The organism is Neofamilia massiliensis, assembly GCF_001299475.1.
Lineage (GTDB): Bacteria > Bacillota > Clostridia > Tissierellales > Peptoniphilaceae > Neofamilia > Neofamilia massiliensis.
In genome coordinates this window covers 254,870-281,849 of record NZ_CYUJ01000002.1, presented here as the reverse complement: position 1 = coordinate 281,849, position 26,980 = coordinate 254,870, and the positions used below count along the sequence as shown (strand labels likewise).

At 35.1% G+C, this 26,980-nt stretch carries 24 protein-coding genes and 3 riboswitches; of the genes, 1 reads left to right on the top strand and 23 read right to left on the bottom strand.

Translation table 11 applies throughout. The annotated features are described in order from the left end of the window. Window positions 1-5: 5 nt before the first annotated feature. The 23 genes from thiC to BN2667_RS01150 all read right to left on the bottom strand — a co-directional run bounded on the left by thiC (window position 6) and on the right by BN2667_RS01150 (window position 26,464). Window positions 6-1,310, bottom strand: a complete 1,305-nt coding sequence (gene thiC, locus BN2667_RS01265) for a phosphomethylpyrimidine synthase ThiC (protein ID WP_054251534.1) — start codon at window positions 1,308-1,310, stop codon at window positions 6-8. After that, on the bottom strand, window positions 1,297-2,112 hold the full coding sequence (thiD, locus tag BN2667_RS01260) for a bifunctional hydroxymethylpyrimidine kinase/phosphomethylpyrimidine kinase (protein ID WP_054251533.1): 816 nt from the start codon (window positions 2,110-2,112) through the stop codon (window positions 1,297-1,299). The genes thiC and thiD overlap by 14 nt, the downstream gene beginning before the upstream one ends. Next, on the bottom strand, window positions 2,105-2,815 hold the full coding sequence (locus BN2667_RS01255) for a thiamine phosphate synthase (protein WP_054251532.1): 711 nt from the start codon (window positions 2,813-2,815) through the stop codon (window positions 2,105-2,107). Before BN2667_RS01255 ends, thiD begins: the two co-directional genes overlap by 8 nt. A 10-nt stretch (window positions 2,816-2,825) precedes the next feature. Continuing rightward, window positions 2,826-3,119 carry a thiamine-binding protein gene (locus tag BN2667_RS01250; protein ID WP_054251531.1) on the bottom strand — a complete coding sequence of 98 codons (294 nt, stop codon included), beginning with the start codon at window positions 3,117-3,119 and terminating at the stop codon, window positions 2,826-2,828. Further along, window positions 3,119-3,946 carry a hydroxyethylthiazole kinase gene (gene thiM / locus BN2667_RS01245; RefSeq protein WP_054251530.1) on the bottom strand — a complete coding sequence of 276 codons (828 nt, stop codon included), beginning with the start codon at window positions 3,944-3,946 and terminating at the stop codon, window positions 3,119-3,121. Before thiM ends, BN2667_RS01250 begins: the two co-directional genes overlap by 1 nt. Window positions 3,947-3,991: 45 nt before the next feature. After that, window positions 3,992-4,088: riboswitch (TPP riboswitch) on the bottom strand. 33 nt (window positions 4,089-4,121) lie between these two features. Beyond that, a riboswitch (TPP riboswitch) is annotated at window positions 4,122-4,216 on the bottom strand. Between the two features lie 74 nt (window positions 4,217-4,290). Then, a complete protein-coding gene (locus BN2667_RS01235; protein WP_054251528.1) occupies window positions 4,291-6,459 on the bottom strand; it encodes a helix-hairpin-helix domain-containing protein in 2,169 nt (722 codons plus the stop codon). A gap of 52 nt (window positions 6,460-6,511) precedes the next feature. Then, window positions 6,512-7,573 carry an NAD/NADP octopine/nopaline dehydrogenase family protein gene (locus BN2667_RS01230; RefSeq protein ID WP_054251527.1) on the bottom strand — a complete coding sequence of 354 codons (1,062 nt, stop codon included), beginning with the start codon at window positions 7,571-7,573 and terminating at the stop codon, window positions 6,512-6,514. A 126-nt stretch (window positions 7,574-7,699) separates the two neighbouring features. Further along, entirely contained in the window at window positions 7,700-8,434 is a 735-nt protein-coding gene (locus tag BN2667_RS01225; protein ID WP_054251526.1) for a DUF3169 family protein, read from the bottom strand. Then, on the bottom strand, window positions 8,424-9,494 hold the full coding sequence (locus BN2667_RS01220; protein WP_054251525.1) for a CPBP family intramembrane glutamic endopeptidase: 1,071 nt from the start codon (window positions 9,492-9,494) through the stop codon (window positions 8,424-8,426). Before BN2667_RS01220 ends, BN2667_RS01225 begins: the two co-directional genes overlap by 11 nt. After that, window positions 9,484-9,702: a helix-turn-helix transcriptional regulator gene (locus tag BN2667_RS01215; RefSeq protein ID WP_054251524.1), complete on the bottom strand. Its 219-nt coding sequence runs from the start codon at window positions 9,700-9,702 to the stop codon at window positions 9,484-9,486. The genes BN2667_RS01220 and BN2667_RS01215 overlap by 11 nt, the downstream gene beginning before the upstream one ends. A 274-nt stretch (window positions 9,703-9,976) precedes the next feature. Then, window positions 9,977-10,708 (bottom strand): ABC transporter permease, encoded by a 732-nt coding sequence (locus tag BN2667_RS01210; RefSeq protein ID WP_054251523.1) that lies wholly within the window; start codon window positions 10,706-10,708, stop codon window positions 9,977-9,979. 1 nt (window position 10,709) lies between these two features. Continuing rightward, window positions 10,710-11,555 (bottom strand): ABC transporter ATP-binding protein, encoded by an 846-nt coding sequence (locus tag BN2667_RS01205; RefSeq protein ID WP_054251522.1) that lies wholly within the window; start codon window positions 11,553-11,555, stop codon window positions 10,710-10,712. 26 nt (window positions 11,556-11,581) lie between these two features. After that, the gene (gene cobN, locus BN2667_RS01200; protein WP_054251521.1) at window positions 11,582-15,199 is read right to left on the bottom strand and encodes a cobaltochelatase subunit CobN; all 3,618 of its coding nucleotides are present in this window, start codon (window positions 15,197-15,199) and stop codon (window positions 11,582-11,584) included. A 68-nt stretch (window positions 15,200-15,267) separates the two neighbouring features. Next, window positions 15,268-16,434, bottom strand: coding sequence for an ABC transporter substrate-binding protein (locus BN2667_RS01195; protein ID WP_054251520.1), 1,167 nt, complete (start codon window positions 16,432-16,434; stop codon window positions 15,268-15,270). 12 nt (window positions 16,435-16,446) lie between these two features. Next, window positions 16,447-17,244: an ABC transporter ATP-binding protein gene (locus tag BN2667_RS01190; protein ID WP_054251519.1), complete on the bottom strand. Its 798-nt coding sequence runs from the start codon at window positions 17,242-17,244 to the stop codon at window positions 16,447-16,449. Beyond that, on the bottom strand, window positions 17,241-18,254 hold the full coding sequence (locus BN2667_RS01185; protein ID WP_054251518.1) for a FecCD family ABC transporter permease: 1,014 nt from the start codon (window positions 18,252-18,254) through the stop codon (window positions 17,241-17,243). The genes BN2667_RS01190 and BN2667_RS01185 overlap by 4 nt, the downstream gene beginning before the upstream one ends. After that, the gene (locus tag BN2667_RS01180; protein WP_054251517.1) at window positions 18,232-18,750 is read right to left on the bottom strand and encodes a flavodoxin family protein; all 519 of its coding nucleotides are present in this window, start codon (window positions 18,748-18,750) and stop codon (window positions 18,232-18,234) included. Before BN2667_RS01180 ends, BN2667_RS01185 begins: the two co-directional genes overlap by 23 nt. A gap of 83 nt (window positions 18,751-18,833) precedes the next feature. After that, window positions 18,834-18,997: riboswitch (cobalamin riboswitch) on the bottom strand. 385 nt (window positions 18,998-19,382) lie between these two features. Next, window positions 19,383-20,768 (bottom strand): Asp-tRNA(Asn)/Glu-tRNA(Gln) amidotransferase subunit GatB, encoded by a 1,386-nt coding sequence (gene gatB / locus BN2667_RS01175; protein ID WP_054251516.1) that lies wholly within the window; start codon window positions 20,766-20,768, stop codon window positions 19,383-19,385. Beyond that, entirely contained in the window at window positions 20,756-22,114 is a 1,359-nt protein-coding gene (locus BN2667_RS01170) for an amidase family protein (RefSeq protein WP_054251515.1), read from the bottom strand. The genes gatB and BN2667_RS01170 overlap by 13 nt, the downstream gene beginning before the upstream one ends. 1 nt (window position 22,115) lies before the next feature. Further along, window positions 22,116-22,406, bottom strand: coding sequence for an Asp-tRNA(Asn)/Glu-tRNA(Gln) amidotransferase subunit GatC (gatC, locus tag BN2667_RS01165; protein WP_075967847.1), 291 nt, complete (start codon window positions 22,404-22,406; stop codon window positions 22,116-22,118). Between the two features lie 23 nt (window positions 22,407-22,429). After that, window positions 22,430-23,818 (bottom strand): asparagine--tRNA ligase, encoded by a 1,389-nt coding sequence (gene asnS, locus BN2667_RS01160; RefSeq protein ID WP_054251513.1) that lies wholly within the window; start codon window positions 23,816-23,818, stop codon window positions 22,430-22,432. 391 nt (window positions 23,819-24,209) lie between these two features. Beyond that, complete coding sequence (locus BN2667_RS01155; protein ID WP_054251512.1) at window positions 24,210-25,751, bottom strand: ATP-binding cassette domain-containing protein; 1,542 nt, start codon at window positions 25,749-25,751, stop codon at window positions 24,210-24,212. Window positions 25,752-26,002: 251 nt separating this feature from the next. Next, window positions 26,003-26,464 carry a hypothetical protein gene (locus BN2667_RS01150; protein ID WP_054251511.1) on the bottom strand — a complete coding sequence of 154 codons (462 nt, stop codon included), beginning with the start codon at window positions 26,462-26,464 and terminating at the stop codon, window positions 26,003-26,005. Window positions 26,465-26,560: 96 nt separating this feature from the next. On the opposite strand from BN2667_RS01150, the gene BN2667_RS01145 reads away from it, so the two are divergent. Further along, a complete protein-coding gene (locus BN2667_RS01145; RefSeq protein ID WP_054251510.1) occupies window positions 26,561-26,872 on the top strand; it encodes a hypothetical protein in 312 nt (103 codons plus the stop codon). Window positions 26,873-26,980 lie beyond the last annotated feature (108 nt).

Genomic DNA, 26,980 nt, shown 5'->3' with positions numbered 1-26,980 from the left:
ATTTATTATAGGATGTCAATTTCTTCTCCTGCCAGGGCCTTATTCATTGACCTAATGGCGCAAAACTTTCCACACATTGAACAGGTGTCGTCATCTTCTGGCTCCCTGTCTTCTCTAATTTGTCTGGCTCTTTCTGGATCAATGGCCAGGTCAAATTGTCTTTCCCAATCTAAGTTTGCTCTAGCCTCTGCCATTTGATCATCTATGTCTCTGGCACCTTTTATTCCATTGGCTATATCTGCTGCATGAGCTGCAATTTTTGAGGCGATTATTCCGTCTTTAACATCTTGGACATTTGGTAGGGCCAGGTGTTCTGCTGGAGTTACATAGCACAAGAAGGCTGCTCCTGATGCTGCTGCAAGGGCTCCACCAATAGCTGCAGTAATGTGGTCATAACCTGGGGCAATGTCTGTTACTATTGGTCCAAGAACATAAAACGGAGCTCCCATACAAAGACTTTCTTGGACTTTCATATTGGCTGCAACTTGGTCTAGGGGAACGTGGCCTGGTCCTTCAACTAGAACTTGAACATCTTTTTCCCAGGCCCTTTTTGTCAGTTCGCCAAGTCTAACTAGCTCTTCAATTTGACAAACATCTGTTGCATCTGCTAGACAACCTGGACGGCAGGCATCGCCTAGGGAAATTGTCACGTCGTGTTCTCTACATATATCTAAAATCTCGTCATAGTATTCATAAAATGGATTTTCTTCTCCAGTCATTGACATCCAAGCAAAAACCAAGGACCCACCTCTAGAAACTATATTGGTCTTTCTCTTGTGTTTTTTAATTTGGTCAATTGTATTTCTTGTTATACCACAGTGAAGGGTTACAAAGTCAACTCCATCTTCTGCGTGCAGTCTAATTACTTCTACAAAGTCTTTGGCTGTTAGGGTCTTTAGGTCTCTTTGGTAGTGGATAACTGAATCATAAACTGGAACCGTCCCTAGCATAGCTGGACATTCTTCAACTAATTTTTTTCTAAAGGGCTGGGTGTTGCCGTGAGATGAAAGGTCCATTATTGCATGAGCGCCTAGGTCTATGGCCCAATTTACTTTTTCCATTTCTATGTCATAGTCTTTTACATCTTTTGAAATTCCCAAGTTTACATTTATCTTTGTCCTTAACATTGAGCCAATGCCTTCTGGGTCTAGGCACTTGTGATTTTTATTGGCTGGGATTACAACCTTGCCTGCTGCTACTAAAGGCATAAGGTCTTCAACTGTCATATTTTCTTTTTTGGCAACAATTTCTAATTCTTTGGTAACTATATTTCTTCTTGCTGCTTCCATTTGTGTGCTATAAGTTTTCATTTTCTTCTCCTTTATGGTATTTCCACATGTGGTTTAAGGGTCCTGGTCCAAAACCTAAATCTAAGTCTGCCTTTAAGGCTCCTGTCATATAGGCCTTGGATTTTTCTACTGCTGTGTCTAGGTCATAGCCTAGGGCCAAGTGTGACGCTAGGGCTGAAGACAGGGTACAGCCAGTTCCATGATTGTTTGGATTATTTATTCTCTGGCCTGGAAAAATTCTTATTTGTCCTCTAGAATATAAAACATCGTCTGGTGATCCGTTTTTGTGGCCGCCTTTTACTAAGATGTTTGTTTTATATTTTTCTCCCAGGTCCTTGGCTGCAATTTTTATTTCTTCTATCGTCTTAATTTGTCTATATAAAAGCACCTGGGCTTCTAGTAGATTTGGGGTTATTAGCTTTGAAATTTTGAAAAGCCCTTCTAAGGCCTTAAGTCCCTCTGGATCTAAAAGTTTTTTCCCCGAGCTTGAAACCATAACTGGGTCTAGGACAATATTTTCTATTTTATAAATTTCTAAACTTTCTTTAATGGCGAGTATTAAATCTGTCCTTCCAACCATGCCAATTTTTACAGCGTCTGGTCTTATGTCTTTTAAAACTAGGTCGAGCTGTTTTTTAAAAAATCCTACTGGCACAGGAAGGATTTCAAAAACTCCCTGGGTGTTTTGAGCAGTTAAAGAAGTTATTACGCTCATGCCATAAACTCCAAGGGCTGCCATGGTCTTTAGGTCAGCTTGGATTCCTGCTCCACCTGACGGGTCTGATCCAGCTATTGATAAAACTACTTTAAGTTTTTTAGTCATCTCTGCCTGCACCTTGGTCCCAGGCAGTGACTAAGTCTTTGGCAGCTTCATAAGGCTTGTCTGCTCCTGCAACTGCAGAAACCACAAAAAATCCGTCGACTCCAGTTTTCTTTAAGTTCCCAATGTCAGCAAGCTTTACTCCTCCACCTACAACTACTGGAATCTTTGAAATTTTCGAAAGGTCAGTAAGTTCTTCTAAGCTTCTTTGATGGAAGTTTCCTTTCGCATCTAGGCCACAATCTGGTTTTGTATCAGTATACCTAAGAGGTCCTGCACCAAAGTAATCTATGTTTTTTGTATCTTCTTTTTCAACATAGGTTAAAAGATCTGATGTTTCTGCTGAAAGGCCAATAATCGCATCTGGTCCAAGGTATTTTCTACAAGTATCTACAGGAATGTCACTTTGGCCAATGTGGATACCGTCAATGTTTGCCCCACAGTCTCTGGCAGCTAAAATTACATCTAGCCTGTCGTTAACAACTAAGGCCACTTCGTCTCGCTTTCCCATTTTATCTATTAACTCTGAAGCCCTTAAGCTAAGATCAATTAAGTCTCTAGCAGATGCTTCCTTGGAGCGAATTTGTATAAAAGTAAATCCTGCCTTTATTGCATCTTCACTTATTTCAATTACATCCCTGCCCTTGGTATTTTCTGGTCCAACAACCAAGTAGGCCTTAATATTAAAATTATTTCTCTTTGCCATTTTGATCCTCCTAGAGATATTTATTTAGCCTGTCTAATTTTCCATCTATGGTGTTTTCATAACCTGGGCGAATGTCTGCCTTTAAAACTACTTCTGTTCTTATTCCTTTTTCTGCCAATACAAAAGTTGCTCTCTTTACTAAATCCATAACCTGGTCCCAAGGTCCTTCGATTTCTGTAAACATAGAAGTAGTTCTCGATGGCAAGTCTGATTCTTTTATTACTTTAACAACTTCTGCTACGTCTTTTGCTAATTCATCTCCAAGTCCAACTGGAGCAATGGCAACTGCTACTAATGTATTCACTATAAAACCTCGATTTCTAATTTGTTGTTAGCAACTTCTTCTGGGCTGGCCTTGTATAGTTCGTTTAAAAATTCAACTTCAAAGGCTCCTGGGCCGTCAACTTTTTCTTCCGCCCTAGCTCCTGCAAGATTATAAATTGCTGAAGCTGTTAGGGCTGCAATAAATGGATCTGCTACACAGGCATAAACTGCACAAACTCCACCTAGGGAACAACCTGCCCCAGTTATTTTTTCCATAAAGTGAGATCCACCATAGGACCTGGCAAGAATTTTTCCATCTGTAATTAAATCGACCTGACCAGAAACTGCTACTGCTCCCTTAGTAAACCTTGCTAGAGAAATTGCTGCATCTTTTGCTGCTTCAACTTGGTCAGTAGAGTCAACTCCCCTTACTTTTGATTCTATCTCTCCTCCATCTAAGCCCCAAAGTCCACATAGGGCAATAATTTCAGAGGCATTTCCTCTAATTATCTTTGGAGGGGCCTCTTTAAATTTTCTCAAAGACTTTTCTCTCAGGTCTCCAATTCCTACAGCAACTGGATCTAAAACCCAAGGAGTTTTTACTTCCTTAAAAGTCTCGGTGACTTTAGAAAAAGTGTCTTCATATATTGGAAACATAGTCCCAACATTTATGTAAAAAGACCTTGCAAGCCTAGCCATAGAATCAGCCTCGTCTGGCAAATAAATCATTGCAGCAGATCCGCCTACAGCAAGTTGGGCATTGGCTACAAAATTTATTGTAACTGTGTTTGTAATTGACGGAGCCATTGGGTTTGTCTTTCTAACATCTTCAACAGCTTTAATAATTTTACTTTTTATATCTTCCATTTTTCTTCCTCCTTATAAAAAAAGTGCCTACAACTATTGTAAGCACAAAAAATTTCTTCTCGCTCCCTACACTAGTATTAACTAACAGGTTCAAAGGGTCAGATTTTATCTTCTCAACTAAAAAGTTCCCCTGGACAATATTAAATTCCATAAAAAAAGTCTCCCTAGGGAGACAAAATTTCAAAGTCTTGATCCCTACGCTGGTTTTAACCATCAGGTTCAAAGGGTCAGGTTTTACCTTCTCAACAAAAAGTCCCCCTTCAAGTAAGTCTATCTTAACAAAAAATATATTTTCTGTCAAAGAAAAAAGACTAGATTTCTCCAGTCTTTATATCTATTTCGTTTTAATTTACATTTCTTAGGCTAAGTCCTATTCTCTTTTTAGAAACATCAACTTCAATTACTCTGACTTTGACAACATCGCCAACTGAAACAACTGTTGTCGGATCTTTAATAAACTTGTCTGACATTTGGGAAATGTGAATTAGGCCGTCTTGGTGGACGCCTAGGTCGACAAAGGCGCCAAAGGCAGTTACGTTTCTAACTACGCCAGTAAGAACTTGACCTTCCTTTAAATCTTCTAGAGATTTCACTTCAGTTAATAAAACTGGAGCTGGAAAGTCGTCTCTAATATCTCTAGCTGGTTTTGAAATTGCCGCCACAATATCTTGAAGGGTTTCAAGGCCCACATTTTTTTCTGCAGCAAATTTTTCTAAGTCTGCGCTGGCAACTTTGTTTTCTTTATTAAAGCTTAGGCCAAAGCTATCGATCATCTCTTTTGCAATCTTATAAGATTCTGGGTGGACAAAGGTGTTGTCTAATGGATTTTCTCCGCCAGCAATTCGTAAAAAACCTGCACATTGTTCAAAGGTTTTTGCCCCAAGTCTTTTTACTTCCTTAAGCTGGTCTCTTGACTTAAAGCCGCCGACTTCTTCTCTAAAGGCCACAATGTTTTTGGCCGTAGTTTTGTTGATGCCAGATACATAGGATAAAAGTGACGGCGATGCAGTATTTAAAGATACGCCAACTTGGTTAACAACTCCTTCTGTAACTCCTGCTAGAATTTCGTCTAGGCGTTTTTGGTTCATGTCGTGTTGGTACTGACCAACTCCAATTGACTTTGGATCGATTTTTACTAGCTCAGCTAGAGGGTCTAAAATTCTTCTGGCAAGTGACACAGCTGACCTTAAATTAAGTTCCATATCTGGCAGCTCTTCACTTGAAATTGGAGATGCTGAATAAACTGATGCCCCTGCTTCGTCGACAATTAAATATGGGACCTTTAAATTATTTTCCTTAAGTAAGTCTGATAAAAATTCTTCTGTTTCCCTAGAAGCAGTTCCGTTTCCTAGGACTATTGTTTGAACCTGGTATTTTAAAATCACATCTACCATAGTCTCCTTGGCAGCTGCTAGTCTATTGGGAAAAATTACTGGGAAAATTAGGCCAGCATCCATAACAGTTCCTTGGCCATTTACAACAGCCCACTTACAGCCGTTTCTATAACCTGGGTCTAAGGCTAAAACCATTTGGGTCTTCATTGGCGGAACTAAAAGGGCGTTTTTTAAATTTAGGCCAAAAATCTTTAAGGCTCCTTCATGGGCCTGGTCTGTTAGGTCTGCCATAATTTCTGTATCAAGTGACGGCTGCAAAAGTCTTTTAAAGGCGTCGTCAATTACTGTAGATAAAAAGTCCTTGGCATAACCTCCCCCTTGTAAGACTCCTAAAATTAATTCTATATGAGGCTTCCAATATCTTTCTTCAAGGTCGATGGACGCTTTTAAAAAGTCTTCTTTGACCCCTCGATTTATTGCTAGAAGTCTGTGATCTTTTAGTTTTCTTAGTGGCTCTTCAAAGTCATAGTAAAGTCTATAAACTGAATCTTCATCTGTCTTGGCTTCAGTTTTTAAAACTCCATGGTTTAACCACTGAAGTTTTAACTTCTTCCTAATGTCTGGGTTGTCAGAAATTTCTCCTGCCAAATAATCGCTAGCAGCTTCCATAGCCTGGTCGAAATTTTCTAATTTTTCTTTTCCTTCAGGAATTTTTTGCTCAGCTAAAAACACTTCCGCTTCAGCCTTAATTTCTTCTTCAGACTTTAAAGCTAAAATACTGGCGGCAAGTTTTTCAACTCCCCTGTCCCTGGCAATAGTCGCCCTAGTTTGTTTCTTTGGCTTATAGGGTCTGTACAAGTCTTCAAGGTCTGTCATCTTCCCAGCGTTTTTTATTTTTTCCTCCAAGCTAGGATCATCTACCCCTAAGTCATTTAAGGTGTTTATTATTGTATTTCTTCTCTCATCTAAGTTCTCTTGAGTTTTGTACTCGTCAAAAAGCCTGCGTAGGGTCTCGTCATCCATGGCGCCAGTTAAGTCCTTCCTATAACGGGCTATAAAGGGGATAGTGTTGTCTTCCTTGTATAAGTTAAGAGCCGCCTCTACATGGTCAGGCCTTAGAGAAAAAATCTCAGCTAATTGTCTTCCGTAATCTTTAATAGTTTTATTTATAAGTTCCATAGTCTCTATTATATATCTTTATTTACTTCTTGTCATACTTTCTTTATTTTACTTACCTGTCTAAAAATATTTCCTTAAGTTGGTCCTTGCCTAGCCTATCTATTGTCCTGCCCATTTGTCTAAAGTCTCTTTGCAAACAAGCTCCTGCTATATCAATTAGGCCACTTGCAACTGGAGTTTCAATTCCTAAAATTTTTCCTAATGATTCCATTAAAACTAGGCCTTCTGGGACATCTTCTGTTATATATCTATTGGCTGCAATAAAGGGTCCTTCTGGTGAAAAATTTTCTGCATAATCAAAAAACACATCTAGAGAATCTAGACTTAGGTCTTTTGAGTTTCTAAACTTACAGGCATCTACATAGTTAAGTTCTTTAAGGTCTAGAGCCTTTAGGATTTGAATTTTTTCTCTGTCTAATTCCTTGACTAAGTTCATAATTGTTGGAGTGAAAACTTCCTTGTACATAGAATAATTTCCCTCAGAATATTCTATTCTCGGTATAGACATAATGGCTCCAATAGTGTGGACAATTAAATTTGGATTGTGAAGGGCTGCTTCTACTACAGAATCTAGTAAAGTAAAGTTGTAGTCTAACTCATTCATTATTTTAAAAACTTGGTCTTTTTTCTTGGCAGGATAAATGCCAATTGGGTTTCTAATATTTTTGAAAAGTACTTTTACATGGCCTGGATCAACTAGCCTACAATCAATTGGAGATGATTCTCCTTCAACGACAATAAAGTTTTTAGATGAATATTTTTTTACATAGGCTGTAGAAAGATAGCCAGGCAAGATATAAATAATTTGGCCATCGTCTAAATATGGCAAAAGTTTTTTTATTACTTCTTCGTGGTATTTTGTTTGAATAAAAATTACAACTAAGTCTTGTTTTTCTTTAAAGGCCTGACTAAAATCTCTAGTTACCATATTTAGTCTGGCCTTATAAGTATTATTTAGGTCATCAACCTCTACAGTTCTGTTTTTTTCTAAGTAAGTAAAGTTTTCGCTTTTGCTAGCAGACGTTTTTAAAAGGTTTACTGTGTGCCCCTTATTAGTTAAGTCTGCTGCCATAGCGGTTCCTGCATTTCCTGTTCCTAAAATCGTTACTTTCATATTATTCCTCCTCTTATAAATTTGAACAGAAGAGCCTCTATTAACTACTTTCCCGATTTTAAGCCACTTTAAACGTTTTCATCGTTTATAATAAAAAAATAGGCCCTAAGGACCTATCTAATATATTTATTTTTTTAAAGCTTCTAGGGTATAAGAAATAATTCCTGCCACTAAGACGACAGCTATAACCAAAGAAAAAATTCCACTTCCTTCAGTGTCAAAGGAAATTATAGTTCCAGCTAATAAGAAGAAAAATAGTAAATTGAACATAAGCTTATAGGCCTTGTAGCCTGCCTTATAAATTTCAAACTTTTCTCTTTCATCAACACTGTCTAAATACTTGCCATTAAACTTTAGGTCTAAGGTATTGGCATAGAGGTTTGGATTATAGGTTTTTAAAAAGTCTAAGACTTTCTTTTCATGTAAAACCGAACAAAGAATACTGACGAAAAATACTCCTGTTACTAGGTTAAACTTTTCTGCTTCAAGGTCATAAGAAAACACTGACCTAACAAAATTTAGATATAAAACCATGCCAATAATTATAATTGTGCTATTAATTGCAGAAGCAAAAGCAATTAAACCGTCATCAATTAATTCATCATCTCTGGCTAATTGGTCCTCGACTTTTTTCTTACCTGAGAAAAATAAAATCCAAGAACCAAGGCTTAAGCCTAAGATAACTATTAAGAAAATCACCATGGCGTTTTTAACTAAGGCGGCATCAAAGGCTTCAATTAGGTCATAGACCTTTAGTCCCAAACTTATTCTCGATCCAAGGCCTCCTGCAAGGCCACCTACAAACATAAAAAATATAACTATAAGTAAAAATTTAATAGTTGAATTCTTTTTATTTTTCATTTGCTTCCTCCAAAATTATTTCTTCACTTGAATAAAATCTCTCTATAGGATTGGCTAGTAAAAATTTTCTATGACTTAAATACTTAGAAAAAATAAAGCCGCCGAATAAAAGTAAAGATAAAAGTGAACCCATAGCCACTTCAGGCCAAGATATAACTTGGTTTTCTATTACTGACGGATCCATAATATCTGTAAACATTAAAATCAAATTGTTGTTGAGATAATGGATAAAAGTAGCTGTCCATATTGACCCAGTTTTTGTATAGGCATAGCCAAAGAATATTGCATAGGCGATGCAAAGGAAAATTTGGTTAACTAGGGATTGGACTTGGCTACCAGCTGCTGAATAGTAAAAGATATTTAAAGGCAGGTGCCAAAGGCCCCAAATAATTCCTAAAAGGATTATGCCCTTTCTCATGCCGTATTTTTCTTGCATTAGTGGTTGAAGAAAATATCTCCATCCATACTCTTCGCCGAAAAATGGCAAAAAGCTAAGTGGAAATCCAACTACTAGACCCAAGGCGTAGGCAATTTTTTCTACTTTAAAAGCTTGGCTAAAGCTAGAAAAATCTCCAGCCAAGGCTGCCGAAATTCCTGGTCTTAAAAAATATAAAAGCAAGAATAATAAAATCACTGGCAGACTATTTTTTATTTTCGCCCTCTTCAAATTTGCAACTAGGCGTTTGTCTTTTTTCTCTGTAAGTAAGACTATAAAAACCACAGCAGATGTTCCTATAATTAAACCATTAGTAAGATTTAGGTCAGGAACAAAAATTGAAATTATACATCCAAGGGCAAAGACACAAGTCGCAAGAATATAAATTATATAAGTTCTCTTTGTCGTCTTTGAAAGGTCTACGCCACTAGTCATTAGGGTTAAAATTACTGCCAGGGCTGGAAAGTACATTTGTAAGGCGGCAAAGTCTGCCCCACTTCCTCCCCTGATCTTTGCAAAATGTAATATAAGGCCAAATAAAAATGTCAGGCCAAAATTTATTAGCAAAAATTTTTTTATAAGCTGGTCCTTTGTTTGCATTTTTGTTTTCATGTTATTTTCCATTTGCTTCCTCCTCTACATAAGTAAAAATATCTTCGACAGTTACTTCTAAAACCTGGGAGAGTTTTAAACAAACTGTAATTGATGGATTGTAGTCTCCTCTTTCAATTAGAGAAATTGTCTGCCTGCTAACTCCAACTAAGGCGCCTAGGTCTTGTTGGTTAAGGCCTTTTTTTGATCTAAGGTCTTTTAATTTGTTTTCTAAAGCCATAAGAGCCTCCTTTTTGACAACTATCTTTGTCATTATTCTAGCATTTGACAACTATCCTTGTCAATATCTTTTTTTAAAATTTTTTTCTTGTTTCATCGGGGACAGTCCACAAGGGACAGACCCCTTACTCTTCTTCGCGTTTTCATCGGGGACACAGCTAAAGCAATGTCCCCTTACTTTTTGACTAGGGCTTAAAATGTCCCCTAACTTTTCTCACATCATTTCAATTTTTTCAAGCACAAAAAAAGAAGACCTTAAAAGATCTTCTAAAAGTTTATTCTGCCTTTTTACAAAGCTTTATACTAAGAAACAAAAATACTAGAAAATATCCAAATAAAATTAGTGGAGTAGTTAAGGATTTGTCTCCAAAATTCACACTTGATCTTAATGCAGAAGTCGACTGAGCTAAGGGCAAGTAGTAAATAATATTTCTAAGGACAAAAGGCATTTTATCTATAGGGAAAAATGTTCCCGACAAAAACGACATAGGAGTTATTATAAAGCTAGTAAACTTATTCATATCAGTATGGGAATCAATAAGCATTCCAACCATAAAGCCAAGGGCAGCAAATACTAGGCAGTTTGTGAGGGCAAGAAAAATAAAGTATATACTTATATTTAGCTGAGGATTAAATAAAAGAGAGAATATAATCATCAGGGCTGCTGAGTACATCCCCCTAAAAGCTCCAGCTATTATTTTTCCTAGGGCATATTCCCAAATTTTAATTGGCGAGGTCATAAATTCTTCAAAGGTCTTATTGTACATCCTAGAAATGTTTAAACTGTTGCCAACAGTAGAAAAGCTAACTGTCATTGTTGTCATACCAATAATTCCAGGAATAACAAAATTCATATAAGACATGCCATTGACATCTACACCACTTCCAAGCCCCCAGCCAAAGGCAACTAGATAAAGAAGTGGAGAAATCATAGATCCACTTGTAATACTAACAAACTTCTTTTTAAATAGCTGTAACTCATACCAAAGAACTGTCAAAACTCCCATTCTATTCACCTACCCTTCTATTTGCCAACATTATAAATGTATCTTCTAAGTTTGTTGGCCTAATATTGAAGTTTAATTTTAGGGACTTGGCTTTTTCTAGGGCCTCTTGTCTTTGATGGAAAAAGTAGGTCTCTGTTGTTCCATTTTGTTCATCAAAACATTCTAAGGCCACTTCCCCAGATTGTTTTATTAAGTTCTCTGGACTGTCTATAGAGACAATCTTTCCCTTGTCTATAAAGCCTACTAAGGAACATAATTTTTCAGCTTCTTCTATATAGTGAGTAGTTAAAACAACTGTCAAGCCATTTTGCTTTAAGGCTTTTAGAAGGTCCCAAACCTTCCTTCTAGATAGGGCGTCTAAGCCTACACTTGGTTCGTCTAAAAGTAAAACATCAGGGTCGTGCATTAGAGCCCTGGCTATCATAAGCTTTCTCTTCATTCCACCAGATAGTTTTTTTACAATAACATTTTTCTTTTCATAAAGGTCGGTAAAGTCTAAAAGCTCTTTTATTCTCTTATTCATTACCTCTTTTTCCATCTTAAATAATTTTCCATGGAGTCTTAAGTTTTCTTCAACTGTAAGTTCAAGTTCTAAATTTATATGTTGGGGGACCAGGCCTATTTTAGATTTTATTTCTGACTCATCCCTATTCATCCTAACTCCGTCTATAAAAATATTCCCTGAAGTAACTGGTGTTAAGGCACTCATCATTCTAATAAGGGTTGTTTTTCCAGCTCCATTTGGTCCTAAAAGTCCAAAAAACTCTCCTTGGTCTATAGCTAAATTAAGATGGTCAACTGCATTTAAATCTCCATAGGATTTTACTAGGTCTTCTATCTGTATCAATATAAAAATTCCTTTCTTCTAAACTTTTATTCTTCTAAAATTCCCTCATTCTCTAAATATTTTTTTATAAGATCATCTTTTGTCTTTTCGTCTGCCTGCCAAAGACCTCTTTTAATTGCCTCTAAAAGCCTTTCTATAATATTTTGTCTAGCCCAAGGATTTACACTTTCCATCCATTTGGCAAAGTCTTCATTGTCTACAAACTTGTACTTTATTTGTTGGTAGGTGAAGTCATCAATAATTTCAGTAGTTGCATCCCAGCCAAAAATATGATCTACGTGGGCAGAAATTTCTCCAGCCCCTCTAAAGCCATGTCTCTTTAAGGAGTCATACCACTTAGGATTAAGGACCTTGCTTCTAATTACAAATCTTGTTTCCTCTGCGATATTTTTAATTTCTACTCTTTGAGGGTCAGAGGAGTCACCTACATAGGCTTCTAAATCACTTTTTCCATAGGTTTTTGCAGCGGCTACCATCCCACCAAGATATGAATAGTTGTCATCGTTAATCAAAACATCAGTTTCTTTGGTGTCAATATTTTTTACAGCCAAGTCAATTTTTTCGATTTTACTTTTAAATATATCTCTTGCCTTAGTGCCATAAATATTTTTTCCATAGGCATAGCCTCCATATTCTAAATAGGTGTCTGCTAGAGTTTTTTTCTCTTCCCAAGATTTGCCATTTATTAGTGTATTTACTCCAGTGCCATAGGCTCCTTCCTTAGCTGAAAAAATTCTAAATAAAGACCTTCTTTTTGCCTCTTCCCCATCTAGGTCCTGGTCTAAAAATAAATTTAAATCTTCTAAAAAGTGTTTTTTTATAAAGTTATCTTCTATACTTTCATCTAAAAGGGCAATTTCATTAATAACCTCATCTATATATTCTACAAGATTCATAAAAGCGTCTCTAAAAAATCCAGTTATTCTTATAGTCACATCTATTCTAGGCCTTTTTAATTCTTCAAGGGGGATAATTTCAAAGCCTGCCACAAGATTTGTTCCCCTTTTATATTTTGGCCTAGCGCCTAAGAGATATAAAATTTGGCCTATATCTTCTCCCTTGCTTCTTATAGTAGGGCTAGCAAATAGGACATATCCTATACTTTCTGGATAAGCTCCATCATTTTCCCTTTTATATGTGACTAAAAGAGTCTCGGCTAGTTTAACCCCAGTATTCCAGGCACTTTCACTTGGAATAATTTTTGGATTAATTGTATAAAAGTTTTTTCCCGTTGGGAGTATTTCTACTTGTCCTCTAGTTGGAGCTCCAGAAGGACCTGGAGGAACAAAAAATCCTGATAGGCCTCTTATTAAATTATTTATTTCATTGTCAGTTCCATCTAAGTCCCTTGAAATTTTTTCTACTTGGGCCTGTAAGATTTCTAAATCCTCGTCTAGACTTTCATTTGCCTTCTTTTCCAGTACAGCTTTTATAAAGTCCTTGGCTTCACTTTCTACCTCTTCTAAAGTTTTTTTTGCTTCCTGTTTGGCTTTTAAGTCTCCATTTTTTCTTTCTTCTAGAAGATCATCTAAGTCCAAAGCTCTTTTTTTTAGCATTAGTTCCCTTATTGACTTAGAGTCCTTTGATGGAATTCTCATTAGGGAATTAATAAAATTGATTTTTCTCTCTCCTTGTGGACTTTGACCAAATATATGAAGGCCATCAGCAATTAAATTATCCTTCATCTCTTCTAGGTAGGAATGGATATAGTTTAATTTATCTTCAAAGTCTATATTAGGATCTAGGTCATTTGATAGACCTGTAGATTCAATAAGGGAGTTTATTTTTTCATATAGACTTTGAGAAATTTCTCTGTCAAATCTCTTATTGTCAATGTACTCGTCAATGGCTTTTTCTAATTCATAGTAGTCATCATAAAGTTCGGCCTTGTCCATAACTGGCTCGAGATGGCTTAATAAACAGGCGTAACTTCTCCTTTTGGCCTGGGTTCCTTCCCCTGGATTGTTTATAATATAGGGATAAAAATTTGGTAAAGTGTCTATGGCAAGGTCTGGATGACAGTATTTTGATAAGGCTACTGCCTTGCCTGGCAACCACTCTAAGGACCCATGCTTGCCAATATGAATGATGGCATCTGCCTTAAAAACATTTTTTATCCACTGGTAGTATCCATAGTAGTGATGGCCAAGGGGAATGTCTGGACTGTGAATAGTAGAACTTGTGTCCATTTTATTATTTCTCTGAGGTTGGATTCCAATAAAGATGTTTCCATTAATAATTCCAGGAATTAATATTTCTTCATCTTCTCCCACCAAGCAAGTTCCTGGAGCCTGCCCCCAAAAGTCTTCAATTTTACTTCTAACAGAAACATCAAGATTCTCATAAAATTCCCTATAAGACTTTAAGGGGAGTTTTATTGTTTTGGATATTTTGTCATCATCAGTCCAATTTTCATCATTTGTTACCCTAGCCATAAGGTTCTTTATAATTTCTTCTGAATTCTCAAAGGTCTTATCAATACTATAACCCTCAATTTCCAAAGCTTTTAAAATATTAAACACACTGGCCATACTATCTAGGCCATAGGCACAGCCAATGTTTTCGTTTGTTGGAGGATAATTGTGAAAAATTATTGCAAGTTTTTTGTCTTTGTTGTTTTTTAATCTTAAGTTGGCGTAGTTATTTGCAAGGTCTACTATCTTGTCCACTCTTTCTTCAATTGGCTCATAGGAAATTATATCAATTCCACTTTCTTGGTCCTTTCTAATTTCTTTGCTAGCTATAGGCAGGCTAATTATAGACCCATCTACTTCAGGCAGGGCTACACCAATAGTTAGAATAGAAGGATTTAGGCCATAGTTTTCACTTTCCCAGGCTACAAGGCTGTCAGTATTTAAAATTCCCTGTATAACAGGAAGGTCTAAGGCTCCTAAATATAACTTTTCAGAGTTTCCATTAGAAAACATTAGAAGATTTATTAGGACGTCAATATTTTCCTTGTCTTGCTGGTCTTTAAAATATTTATTTAAGACCTCTTCTGTACTGGCCTTGTCTTCATTATTTACTGTAGAAACATATAGAGCCTTGGCCCTATGGCCTTTTTCTTCAATATTTTTTATTAGGCTATCGACAAATTTACAGTCTCCATTTATAAAATAATTTCTATAAAAAGTAATGCCTATAGTCTTCCCACCTATATTTTTCTTGTTGGGACTTTCATAGTAGATACCTGCCATAGGAAGTTCTTTTGCTGGAAGAGGGTCTATTTGTTTTTCATTTTTTAAGTTAGCTAAATATCTTAGAAGCTGGTAGATATTTGCTACGCCACCATAATAAAAGTATTTAAATATATTTGTTTTTTCAACTTCATTAAAATTAGAATATTCTTCCCTTAGTTCTTCAATTTCAGCTGTTGTTCCATAAATATAGACCCTGATTTTTTCAGCAAGCTCTTTTAATATTTGATCAAAGTCTCTCATGCTATTTTTCCCACCCATAAGTTGAATTAGAAAAAAGTCTGCATCTTTCAGGTCATTTTTTAGATTTTCTATTTGCCTTTGACTTTGTAGGGACCTTCTGTGGTAAACTTTTAGGCTGACTTCTTTCTTATTTAATTTTTTATAAGCCTGGGCGAAAACTGTTAAGTTTGCATCAACAGCTGTATAATAAACAATTTTTGTCATTAATTCTCCTATTAAAAGTTTATAAAAAAAGCACACTTAAAAATATAGTATGCTTTTTTTAGGTATTTCTATTTTTTATCGTTTTTTTCTTGTTGGCCAAATATTTCTGGATATAAAATTTTCGCCATATATTCATAGGCTTGTGGATACTTTAGCGTAGCTTTGTAATAAAAATAGTCTACAGGTAGAGAGTATATTTCATCTGCCTTAACTGCATCTAAAGAAGTCCAAACAGGATTACTAGCTAGGGTGTCCTTAACCATTTTTATGACATCAAAATCTTCTTCCACCTTACTGTGTTTTAATAGAATTATGTCTGGTTGGTTTTCTAGTAAAATTTCAAAGCTTAGGTCTATCTTATCTACTCCCTTAGTTGGGTCGTGCTCCTTATCACTTAAACCTACTGCAATATTTTCTCCCTTTAGGTCATCCATAATTCCACCTGCAGTTGTGCCAGGTAAATAGGCAACTAAGGTTCCCTTGTCATTGGCTTGCATCATAAGTGCCTTTGGATGGTTGTCACTTGGAACCTTTAGTAGGATTTCTTTTACAGGTTCTAAAACTGTTTGTAAAACCTCATCATATATTTCTGGCTTGTTGTTAATATTTGCAATTACCTTAACCCACTTTAAATAGTCATCTAGATTTTCATTATCAATGACTATTGTTTCAACTCCAAGTTCAGTGAAGGTTTCAATCATATCAGCTTGACTGCCTAAGCCAAGAATAACTAACTCTGGGTTTACAGACATAATTTTTTCAATACTTAGTTTATCAGAACTCATAGTATCACCGATAATCTCTATGTTTTTAGACTCTTCTGGCATACGGCTTTCTGAAGTTTTAGTACTTACTCTTCCTACCATTTCACCGCCAGATTCATACCAAAGAATAGTATGGCTAGGGTATAGGCCGACAACTCTTTGTGGGTTTTTCTTTATTGTCTTTTCTGTACCTAGGCCATCTACAAAGCTAACAGAATCATCTGTAATTACTACCTCATCAGCCTTGGCTTCATAGTTTGGTAGAGTTTCTTCTGTATAAAAACCTTGGCCTAAATTATTTTCTTCCTTTACTTCACTTGCTTTTTCTTCTTTGGTCTCTTGTTTTTCTTCAGCTACTTGGCTTTCAACATTTGTTTCTTCCTTTGTAGAAACATCCTCCTTTTTGTCACAGGCAGCTAAAAGTCCTAGTGACAAAATTAAAGCTAGCAATAATACAATTCTTTTTTTCATTTTTTCCTCCATTTATTTGTTTTCTTTATTTTCCAATACCCCCAGGGGTATAAAGAAAGGCTTTTTTGATGGGTTGTCTTCCCAAATAGCTACATCTATATTAAAAACCTCGTTTAAAACATCTTCTTTTATAATTAAATCTGAACTTCCTACATTAGAAACTTCTGCCTTATCAAGGACATAAATAATATCAGAATACTTGGCTGCAAAGTTTAGGTCGTGAAGAACCATTAAAATAGACATGTTCATCTCTCTATTAATGTCAGAAATTAACTGCAATATTTCCAATTGATAGGATATATCTAAATATGTTGTAGGCTCATCTAAAACTAAAACTTCTGGCTGTTGGCAAATTGCCATAGCTATTCTGGCCCTTTGCCTCTCTCCTCCTGATAAAGAATTTATTTTTTGGTATCTTAGATTTTGTAAATTCATACTTTCAATAGTTTGTTCAATAATTTCCTTGTCCTTGGGACTTAAACTTTTACCAAATTTTTTATAAGGATACCTGCCGTAGCTTACTAGGGTTTCAACATCAATATCAGATGGGATATCGTAGATTTGTGGTAAAACAGCAAGTTTCTTTGCCAAGTCTTTTCTATTATAAGTTTTTATATCTTCATTATTCAAAAGAATTTGTCCAGTTTTCATTTTAACAGTATTAGTTAAGGTCTTTAAAATCGAAGACTTGCCACTTCCGTTTTTACCAACCAAGCAGACTATCTTTCCCTTGGGTATGTCGATATTAACATCTTTTACAACAAGCTTGTCCCCGTATTTTATTGTGAGATTTTTAAAGCTAAGTATCATTTTCTCATCTCCTTGCTTTGTTTTCTCAGTAAAAATAAAAAGAAAGGGGCGCCTATAAATGAAATAATAATACCTGCAGGCATTTCAGCTGGCATTATTATAAGCCTGCCTATGGTGTCACAAAGCTGGACAAAAACAATTGATAGTAGAGCAGAAGCTGGCAATAAAAACTTATAATCAGATCCTACAAGAAGTCTAGCAATATGAGGAACAATTAAGCCAACAAAGCTTATTAAACCTGCTACTGCCACTGCAGCTCCAGATAAAAGAGAAGAAATTACAATTAGCTGTAATCTAAACTTTTCAACATCAACACCTAGAGAATATGCAGTTTCATCCCCTAATAATAAAATATTAATTTTACTAGCAATAAAGGGAATAAAAATTATTCCAATAAGGGCAAAGGGTATAATAAGTCTAAATTGGATCCAGGTAGTTCCATTTAGACCACCAACTAAAAATCCTTGAACATTTTTTATCCTTTCATCAAAAAACACCTTAATAAGATCGTTAAATGCACCAAAAAGAGCACTTACAGCAAGGCCTGCTAAAATCATCATCAAGGGCTTAACTCCCTGGTCATAGGCCAAGATATAAATTAACATGGTAGTCAAAAAGGCCCCTAAAATAGTACCAACTGGTAGCAGGTAATAATAATTAGGAAAGACAACCAAGGTTAAGTAACCAACAAAGCTGGCTCCACTAGTGACACCAATTGTCGAAGGCGAGGCCAAATGATTTCTCATTATCCCCTGCAAAATACATCCACTAATTGAAAGTGACATACCAACAAGGGCAGCTACAATAGTTCTAGAAAGTCTTAGTCCAACTATAACCAGCCTGGCATTATTTTCTTCAGTTGATCTTAGGGCACCTAAAACTTCTTTAGTTGTAAAAGACAAGGCTCCCTTTGATATACTAAAGACAAAAGTTCCAATAGCTAAAATAAATAAAATAAAAATAATAGTAAGTTTTCTTTTTTTGCCATCATTCTGCTTTTGAGATACCATTCTTTGCCGCCTTTATAGCATTTTCAAAATCTTCTTGGTTGGGGTGGAAGTGAGAAGATAAGTGTCTTATAGTATCCTCTCTAGTTAGCCTTTGCTTGTGGCCTTCAGGAAGTTGTAATTTTCTCAAGGTCCTAGAGACTTCAATTTTTCCCCTGCAACAAAATTCTTCTAAAACTTCGTTATCTCCTGCTTGTAAAATATCTCTAACTCTGTCTAGCATTCTCTTTGCAGAAGGACCATTATCATAAGTTCCTAGGGTTCCCATAGCTATAACTTTTTTGTTTTTAAGTTTTTTCATAAAATCAATGCTTAACTTATCTGCAGTTCCCTTGTCATTCCAGTAGAAAATAAAAAATATTCCATCTTCGTTTTCAATATTTGCTGGAAGGTCTTTAACATTATAAAGTTCACTTTCAGGACTAATATCCCTGTGAACAGCCTCAGCCAATTTTTTTGTATTTCCCGTTAGGGATGAATAAATAAAAAAAGTCTTCATTTTGCCTCCTTAAATTTTGGGAATAGCAAAATAAAGACTTTAAAATTAAAATCTAAATTATAGAATTGCTTTCCCACCGAAAGTTTTCCAATAAAAAATAAATAGGTCTCCTGGCTTAGACTTATAAGATCCTATGCCTTCCCAAAATAAAATTCAGTGGCTTATTATAAGATCAAAGTCTTTACAGTAGCGGGGGCTGCAGCGGATTTAAACCGCTTTCCCTTACATTTATTTTTTCTAATATTTATTAGACCCTCTCATATTAGCATAATAGTTTTTCTCTGTCAAATATTTTACACTAACAAGAAATCAATAAAAAACTAGTTTGCTTTCTTTTTGGACACAGCTGAAGCAATGTCCCCAGATGATGCAGGGGACTGTCCCTTTGGGTCTGTCCCCGGTAAGACCACCATCTTGCTGAGAACGGGGACAAACCTGAATAGGCCGTTGAATTCTTACCAATCAATCTTCCCTTTCGGTCGATTTCTTGGGAATTCTTGGCATGAGACCTGCTACAAAATCAGAGATTTTGGCTAGGGCTTCAAATGTCCCCTAACTTTTCTCACATCTTTTCAATTTTTTTCCAAGAACAAAAAAAGAAGACCTAAAAAGATCTTCTTTACAAATTAACTCTATTTGCTTTTTAAAATTTTTGTTGCAAGTTCCATGGCCTTGGCAGGATTTGCTTGGCCTCTAGTTGCTTTCATAACTTGGCCCATGACGAATTTTATAGAGTTATCCTTGCCGTTTTTGTAATCGACAATTACTTGGGGATTGTCTGCTAGGATTTTTTCTATAATTTCTAAAATTTTTCCATCGTCTGAAACTTGGACTAGGCCGTGGTCTTTAATTATTTCTTCAACAGTGGCATCTGAGTTTTCTAAATATTTTAAAACCTGCTTGCCTTGTTTTGATGAAAGCTTGCCTGCCTTTAGATGGTCAACTAGGCTGGCGATTTCCTTTGGCTTAAAGACATCGAAGCCAAGAGGAGTTACATTTGTTATTACAAAGTTTGCAACTTCTTGATAATTTTTCGAGTCTTCCATAACCTTATCAAAGAAGTCTCCTGCTTCCATGTTGGCAACTAAAATTCTTGCGTCATCTTCAGAAATATTTTTCTTGTACCTGTCTAGTCTTTCTTGAGGAAGTTCTATCATCGAATCTTTAACTGAGTCTAAAAAATCTTGAGCTAGTCTTATTGGCACAATATTTGGTTCTGGGAAGTACCTGTAGTCTACTGCCCCTTCTTTCTTTCTCATTGACACTGTAGTCTGACTTGGTTCATCAAACCTTCTGGTCTCTTGAACAATTTCCCCGCCAGCTTCTAAAACTTCTTCTTGTCTTTTTATTTCATAGTCAATGGCCTTTTGGACGTTGGCAATTGAGTTTAGGTTTTTAATTTCTACCTTGGTTCCAAAAACTCCCTCTTCTTTTGAAATAGAAATGTTTACGTCGCATCTCATTGATCCTTCTTCCATTTTACCATCTGTTACACCTAAGTAAAGTAAAAGTTGGCGAAGGGTGCTTACATAGTCTGCTGCCTGTTTGCCTGAGTGGATTTCAGGTTCAGAAACAATTTCAATTAGGGGAACTCCTGCCCTGTTAAAGTCAATTAGGGTTTCATCTCCTAGGTGGAGTTGCTTAGCAGTGTCTTCTTCCATGTGGAGTCTAGTAATTCCAACTACTGAATTGTCAGATAAAACTAACTTACCTTTAGATCCTATTGGATGGAATTGTTGGGTAATTTGGAAGCCCTTTGGCAGGTCTGAGTAGAAATAATTTTTTCTATCAAATTTTAAAAGTGGGTCCACGTCCATATTTAGGCCGAAACAAACTTTTAGTGCCATCTTCACTGCTTCCTTGTTTATAGAAGGAAGAGTGCCAGGAAGGGCCAGGTCAATTTCATTTACATTTAGATTAGGGTCGGCGTCAAAGTCTACCCTGCCAGGAGAAAACATCTTAGACTTAGTCTTTAGTTCTACGTGGATTTCAATACCAATTGTTACTAAATAAGCCATGGGTTTACCTCCTTTTCTTCACTTGCAAAGTCAATTAATTTTTCCACTCCCTTGGCAAGTCCTAGAAGATTTTTTTCATCAAGGGCCTTGGCAGAAAGATTTACAGAAATAGGCATCCCATCTTCAAAACCAAGCGGCAATGAAAGAGATGGATTGCCAGCAAGGTTTGCTAAAATTAAATGTGAGTCCATAAGTTCTCTGTCGCTGTCAACTTTTACTGGTCCTAAATCAGCAATCTTTGGAGCAATAGAATCTGTTGTTGGCAAAATTATTGCATCACAAAGATCTAGGCCTTTTTTATATTCTTCAACTAAAAGTCTTCTCACCCTTTGGGCCTTTCTAAAAAGATCTTCTTGGTGGGCGTCGTCTAATCCATAGGCGCCAATGACAAATCTTCTCTTTAGTAGAGATCCAAAGCCTCTAGTCCTTGAGTTTATCATTAAATCACTTAGGCTGGCTCCGTCAACTCTGTGGCCAAAACGAACGCCGTCAAGGTTTGAGTGGTTGGCTGTGGCTTCACAGTTGGCAATCATATTATAAACTGGAAGAATGGTAGCTAAAAGTTTTCTATCTATTGACAGATATTTAATTTCAGCTCCTTTTTCTTCTAGTCTTCTTAAAAGTTCTAAATATTTTTCTTTGTATAGGTCATCAGATTTTGCATCTAAAATTTCTTCAATTACTCCAAAGACCTTGCCTTCTAGACTTTCATCTATCTTTGTGTAATCTTCTTTTTCTACCTTTAAAGATGTTAGGTCCCTGTCATCTCTACCAGCTAAGACAGATAAAAGTAAGGCACTTTGGTCAACTGTCCTAGTTAAAAATCCTGCATGATCTAGAGACGAAGCGTAGGGAATAATTCCATATCTTGGTAGTAGGCCATAGGTCGGTTTAAAACCGATACAACCACAATAGGCAGCTGGCTTTCTAATAGAGTCGCCAGTGTCTGTTCCTAAAGCGTAGTCAAGAAGGTGGGCGCCAACTAAGGCCGCTGACCCAGCTGAGGATCCACCAGTAATTCTTTCAGGATCATAAGGGTTTTTGCTTGGTCCCTTTTTAAAGTTAGTTCCAGTTCCACCCATGCCTAGTTCATCTAAGGTCGTCTTGCAAACTAAGTCTGCTCCAGCAGCTTTTAATCTTTCAACTAAAACTGCATCATAAACTGGGACATAGTTGTCTAGAATTTCAGATCCGCCAGTTGTTAAAACTCCTTTTGTCGAATAATTATCTTTTATAGCAACTGGAATGTCTTTAAGTGGTCCACCAATGCTTTCTTCTTTGTCAATTATTGTAACAACAGCGTTTAATCTTTCTTGGCTTTGTAAAAGTTTCTCTCTTAAGTCCATTTTAGTCCACCACCTTTGGAACGACAAAGTATGAGTTCTTCCTAGTTGGAGCATTTTCTAAAACTTCATCTAGGTCTAGGGTTTTTATCTCTTCATCATCTCTTAAATAAGAAGTTTCATCTTCAAAGGGATAAATCATTGGCTCAACGCCGTCAGTATCTATTTCTTCTAAAAGCCTTAAATCATCTTCTAAAAGTTCAAAATCTTTTTCTAAGAGGTCTTTCTCCTCATCAGAAAGTTTAAACTGATAAAGTAAGGCCAGTTCGTCCATTTTTTCTCTTGTAATAGTCATCTATAAGCTCGCTTTCTTCTGTCCTACTTGTCCTTAGACATTGAGTTTACAGTTCTTGGATAAGGGATAACGTCTCTAATGTTTTTCATGCCAGTCATATACATAACCATTCTTTCAAAACCAAGACCATAGCCAGAGTGAACAACTCCACCAAACCTTCTAAGGTCAGTGTACCACTTGTAGTCTTCAGCCTTAATTCCCTTTTCTTCCATCATCTTTAGAAGTTTCTCTTCGTCGTCTTCCCTTTGAGATCCGCCAATAAGTTCGCCAATGCCAGGAACAAGTAAGTCCATAGCAGCAACAGTTTTGCCGTCGTCATTTAATTTCATATAGAAAGACTTGATGTCCTTTGGATAGTCAGTAACAAAAATCGGTCCCTTAAAGACTTCTTCAGTCAAATATCTTTCATGCTCAGTTTGTAAATCAACTCCCCAAGACACAGGATATTTAAAGTTGGCGTCGGCTTTTTCTAAAATTTCAATGGCTTCAGTATAAGGAACTCTTTTAAATTCAGCATTAACAACATTGTTAAGCCTATCAATAAGTCCCTTGTCTACAAAGCTATTAAAGAAATTAATTTCTTCAGGCAGAGATTCCATAACATATTTAATAATGTATTTAACCATGTCTTCAGCTAGGTCCATGTTGGCATTGTTGTCGCCAAAGGCAATTTCAGGCTCAATCATCCAAAACTCAGCTGCGTGTCTTGGAGTATTAGAATTTTCTGCCCTGAAAGTTGGTCCAAAGGTATAGACCTTGTCATAGGCCATAGCAAAACCTTCAAGCTCAAGTTGGCCAGAAACAGTTAGGTGAGATTCAGCACCAAAAAAGTCCTTAGAAGAATCTACCTTGCCATCATCTCCCTTAATAGGATTGTCTAAGTCCATAGTAGTAACCCTAAACATTTCACCAGCACCTTCAGCATCAGATGCAGTAATAAGAGGGGTGTGAACATAGACGAAGCCTCTTTCATTAAAGAACTTGTGAATAGCAAAGGCCAGCTCAGAACGAACCCTAAAAGTTGCGTTATAAATATTAGTTCTTTGTCTTAGAGAAGGCATAGTCCTTAAAAACTCTAAAGTGTGTCTCTTGTTTTGTAGAGGATAGTCCTTGGCAGAATCGTGAAGAACCTTTATCTCCTCAGCAACAAGCTCAAACTTTTGCTTGCCACCTTGGGCCTTAACAAGTTTTCCCCTAACACTAACAGCAGCTGACAGACCAAGTTGAAAAACTTCCTTAAAATTTTCCAAATCTCCGTCCACAACAACTTGAAGAGTATCAAAAAAACTTCCATCATTGATTTCTAAAAAACCAATATTCTTTGACTCTCTGGATTTTCTAATCCAACCATTAACTTCTATCTCCTTGTCTAAAAAACTTTCATAGTCTCTAAACAAATCTTTTATTCTCATCAGATCACTCCTTACATAATCTATAACTTTTTCAATCAAAAATTTAATCCTATTATATAATAATACAATATTTTATAAAATAAATAAATAGCCCACCCCCTTAATTCATAGATCTTTCAATTTTTATGAGGAATAAATGGGTTAAGAAAAGAAAAGCAGCCTGTCTTTTTAACAAGCTGCTTGAATATAATTTTTAATCTTTATTTTTCATCTTTATTATCAAAATTATTTTCTATATAGGAAATAATTATAAGATTATCTTTTTCATAATTAAATTTCCCATAACCACTTTCTAATTTTAAAAAAATCTCCACTTATAATATCTAAAACATATACTAAATCATACTTTTCAACTTTTGCCACGCTAATGATTTTGATAATTGATAGTCCTTCATACTATTTTCCTCACCTCATCGATATTCAAAAAGCACCATTTATCTTTATTAATTATTGAAGTGTTATGTGTAACTACAATAATAGTATTTCTTGACTTGGATAAAGATTCCATTATCTTTTTTGCTGTCGTGTCATCCATCCCTGTAGTTGGTTCATCTAGTAATAGTAATTTTTTGTTCTGTATTAAGCTTCTTATTATTTTTATATACTGTTTCTCTCCACCACTCATTAATGATACATCTTCTCTGTTGCTGTATTTATCTTCATAATTGCAATCTGAAAATATATTATTATAATTATATGCACCATACAATGTTACATTATTATAAAAATCATCCGAAAAGATTATTTGTTCTTGAGATAAATATGAAATTTCATCATTCGAATAATTAAAATCTGGAGTGATCTTTACATTATTAGATATCTTTCCAGCTAATAATTTCAATAATGTAGATTTACCTGATCCGCTCTCTCCAAAAATAATATATTTACCACCTTCTCTAAATTCGCAGTTATAAATATATTTCTTTTCTGGATAAACAACTTCAACATTGTCCAAAATTAATCTTTTATTAATGAACAAATCAATCGTATTGTCATCAGGATACTCTTGATTAAGAAATTCATTTAGGTCTTTTCTGATATCTTCTGTACTATTAATAGCATTAATGCAATATAAAATTTCTGTTAAAGGATCTGTAAATGACTTAGAATACGAAAAGAACATCACTACTTCACCTATACTAATAATATTTATCATAGAAAAATATACTGAAATAATTAATACAAGCATTTCCAGAATCATTATTAAACCACCTGATAGCAGATTACTAACTATTTTAACTGATCCATAAGCTAATCTTTTCTTACTTAATAAAGTTGTCTCATCTGAAAATTTTTTATTAAAAGACTTTTTTACTTTAGAATCAATCATATCAAAAGCTCTTAACAATTCATTGACTATATTAGCATACTTTTCATTTTGCTTAATATATATAGATGCAGATGATTTAAGTTTTCCTTTAAAGATTTTTGGAATAAATACAACAGCTACAGATAATGTTACGATGATAAAAAATATCAATCTATTATAAACAAATGTTATTGTTCCATATATTAAAATTGAAAACAATGATTTAAACAAAGAAATTTTAGGCGTCAAATAATCTTGTTCGATTTGTGTAATATTTTTGGTCAATATTGCATAATATTCTTCTGTCTTTTTACTAGAATATTTATCATAACTTAAGTCTGTAAATCTCGAAAAAACTATCTTTTGCATTCGATTTTCAAAGTCTATAGCTGTACGCCAAACAAATTTTTCTGACAAGAAAGTAAATAATAAATAAGATAAAATTGCAAGCAAATAATATGTAAATATTTTTTTCAAATAAATAAACGAGAATTGCGGAATCACATCGTCTATTAAACTTTTATGTAATATAGGGATTATTGCTATGGCTAAAGTCGATAGTATAGAGAAAAATATTTGTAATATAATATATTTCCTAGACTTTTTTATTATTTTATTAATCATTTCTCCCTCCGTAGTATTTTATCTAATTATATCAATATGTTAGATTTTTTCAAATTTTAATATATTTTACACATCTAGGCAACTATAGGTGTTCTCCTATTTGTCGGGGTTTTTAAGAACAAAGCTTTTAATGACTTCCGTCGGCACTTCGTACAAAAATAAGAGAACGCATTTGGTATATACGTCAGAAATACTCGTTTACAATTAGACTTCTCATTAATAAAACAAACAATCTTAGAATTTATATATTTTTACTTAGAAATAACATTTAAGTCTTCTATTACATAAGTTTTTAAAGGTTTGTCTAAATCAAATAATACATATATATGATCCTCTGTTTTTTCAAAACCAAAAGCAGGTTTACTAAATTTAAAAAACTTATACCCCTCTATATCGTTAAAATCTATACTATGTTTTACGTTTAAAGATTTCTCTATTTCAGTTATTCTTTGTTTTTGTTCCAATCCGAGATCTCTATAATAAAATGACGTACTTAGTTCTCTACTACATACACAAATAAATTTTTGCTGCTCACCATACCAACCTACATCACTCTTTCTTTCTTCTAAAATTCTAGCACTAGTAAACTGTATTCCATATTTTTCTTCTATTTCATTCACAATATTATATTTCCGACTATTGTCTAAAACACATATTGCAAAAAAAATAACTACTATAATTGTAACTATTTTAAAAAAAAATTTCTTTTTCATTTAAACTCCTTATTGTCAACTTTATAACATATATATTATCATATGTATGTTATATTTGTTATAGTTATTTTATATGCTTGCATGAGGAGGAATCTTATGAATCTAAAAAATTTTGTTTGCACTTTATTGGCATGTATTTTTCTACTTTCAAATACAGCTTATGCTTTAGAAGAAAATAGAATACAAACTCTACCTTTAAAAGATACCGTTAATGAGATAGAAAAAGATGGAATAAATATAGAAACAGAATTAAAAAATCAAATTAAAATGTACCGAGATCTTTTAGAAAATGAAAAAGATCTTAAAGAACAAGAAAAGCTATCTTCGGCTAGCTTGGCCACCTTTTACGCCTTGTATTCTATTCCTGTTCGTCAAGCCACGATTTCGCTACCCGTTCTTCTCTCCTAGATGTCGCCATCTAAAACTTGCAAGTCGCTATTAGATTCGTCGGTAACTACGCTCTGTAGGGATTTGCACCCCAGCATTAGAACATGCCCGTCATACCAAAAAAAGCAG

What these genes read in the sequence shown, in the direction of transcription:
- thiC (WP_054251534.1), bottom strand. Translation starts at nt 1,310, where the DNA reads ATGAAAACTTATAGCACACAAATGGAAGCAGCAAGAAGAAATATAGTT.
- thiD (WP_054251533.1), bottom strand. Translation starts at nt 2,112, where the DNA reads ATGACTAAAAAACTTAAAGTAGTTTTATCAATAGCTGGATCAGACCCG.
- BN2667_RS01255 (WP_054251532.1), bottom strand. Translation starts at nt 2,815, where the DNA reads ATGGCAAAGAGAAATAATTTTAATATTAAGGCCTACTTGGTTGTTGGA.
- thiM (WP_054251530.1), bottom strand. Translation starts at nt 3,946, where the DNA reads ATGGAAGATATAAAAAGTAAAATTATTAAAGCTGTTGAAGATGTTAGA.
- BN2667_RS01235 (WP_054251528.1), bottom strand. Translation starts at nt 6,459, where the DNA reads ATGGAACTTATAAATAAAACTATTAAAGATTACGGAAGACAATTAGCT.
- BN2667_RS01230 (WP_054251527.1), bottom strand. Translation starts at nt 7,573, where the DNA reads ATGAAAGTAACGATTTTAGGAACAGGAAATGCAGGAACCGCTATGGCA.
- BN2667_RS01225 (WP_054251526.1), bottom strand. Translation starts at nt 8,434, where the DNA reads ATGAAAAATAAAAAGAATTCAACTATTAAATTTTTACTTATAGTTATA.
- BN2667_RS01220 (WP_054251525.1), bottom strand. Translation starts at nt 9,494, where the DNA reads ATGGAAAATAACATGAAAACAAAAATGCAAACAAAGGACCAGCTTATA.
- BN2667_RS01215 (WP_054251524.1), bottom strand. Translation starts at nt 9,702, where the DNA reads ATGGCTTTAGAAAACAAATTAAAAGACCTTAGATCAAAAAAAGGCCTT.
- BN2667_RS01210 (WP_054251523.1), bottom strand. Translation starts at nt 10,708, where the DNA reads ATGGGAGTTTTGACAGTTCTTTGGTATGAGTTACAGCTATTTAAAAAG.
- cobN (WP_054251521.1), bottom strand. Translation starts at nt 15,199, where the DNA reads ATGACAAAAATTGTTTATTATACAGCTGTTGATGCAAACTTAACAGTT.
- BN2667_RS01195 (WP_054251520.1), bottom strand. Translation starts at nt 16,434, where the DNA reads ATGAAAAAAAGAATTGTATTATTGCTAGCTTTAATTTTGTCACTAGGA.
- BN2667_RS01190 (WP_054251519.1), bottom strand. Translation starts at nt 17,244, where the DNA reads ATGATACTTAGCTTTAAAAATCTCACAATAAAATACGGGGACAAGCTT.
- BN2667_RS01185 (WP_054251518.1), bottom strand. Translation starts at nt 18,254, where the DNA reads ATGGTATCTCAAAAGCAGAATGATGGCAAAAAAAGAAAACTTACTATT.
- BN2667_RS01180 (WP_054251517.1), bottom strand. Translation starts at nt 18,750, where the DNA reads ATGAAGACTTTTTTTATTTATTCATCCCTAACGGGAAATACAAAAAAA.
- gatB (WP_054251516.1), bottom strand. Translation starts at nt 20,768, where the DNA reads ATGGCTTATTTAGTAACAATTGGTATTGAAATCCACGTAGAACTAAAG.
- BN2667_RS01170 (WP_054251515.1), bottom strand. Translation starts at nt 22,114, where the DNA reads ATGGACTTAAGAGAGAAACTTTTACAAAGCCAAGAAAGATTAAACGCT.
- gatC (WP_075967847.1), bottom strand. Translation starts at nt 22,406, where the DNA reads ATGACTATTACAAGAGAAAAAATGGACGAACTGGCCTTACTTTATCAG.
- asnS (WP_054251513.1), bottom strand. Translation starts at nt 23,818, where the DNA reads ATGAGAATAAAAGATTTGTTTAGAGACTATGAAAGTTTTTTAGACAAG.
- BN2667_RS01155 (WP_054251512.1), bottom strand. Translation starts at nt 25,751, where the DNA reads ATGATTAATAAAATAATAAAAAAGTCTAGGAAATATATTATATTACAA.
- BN2667_RS01150 (WP_054251511.1), bottom strand. Translation starts at nt 26,464, where the DNA reads ATGAAAAAGAAATTTTTTTTTAAAATAGTTACAATTATAGTAGTTATT.
- BN2667_RS01145 (WP_054251510.1), top strand. Translation starts at nt 26,561, where the DNA reads ATGAATCTAAAAAATTTTGTTTGCACTTTATTGGCATGTATTTTTCTA.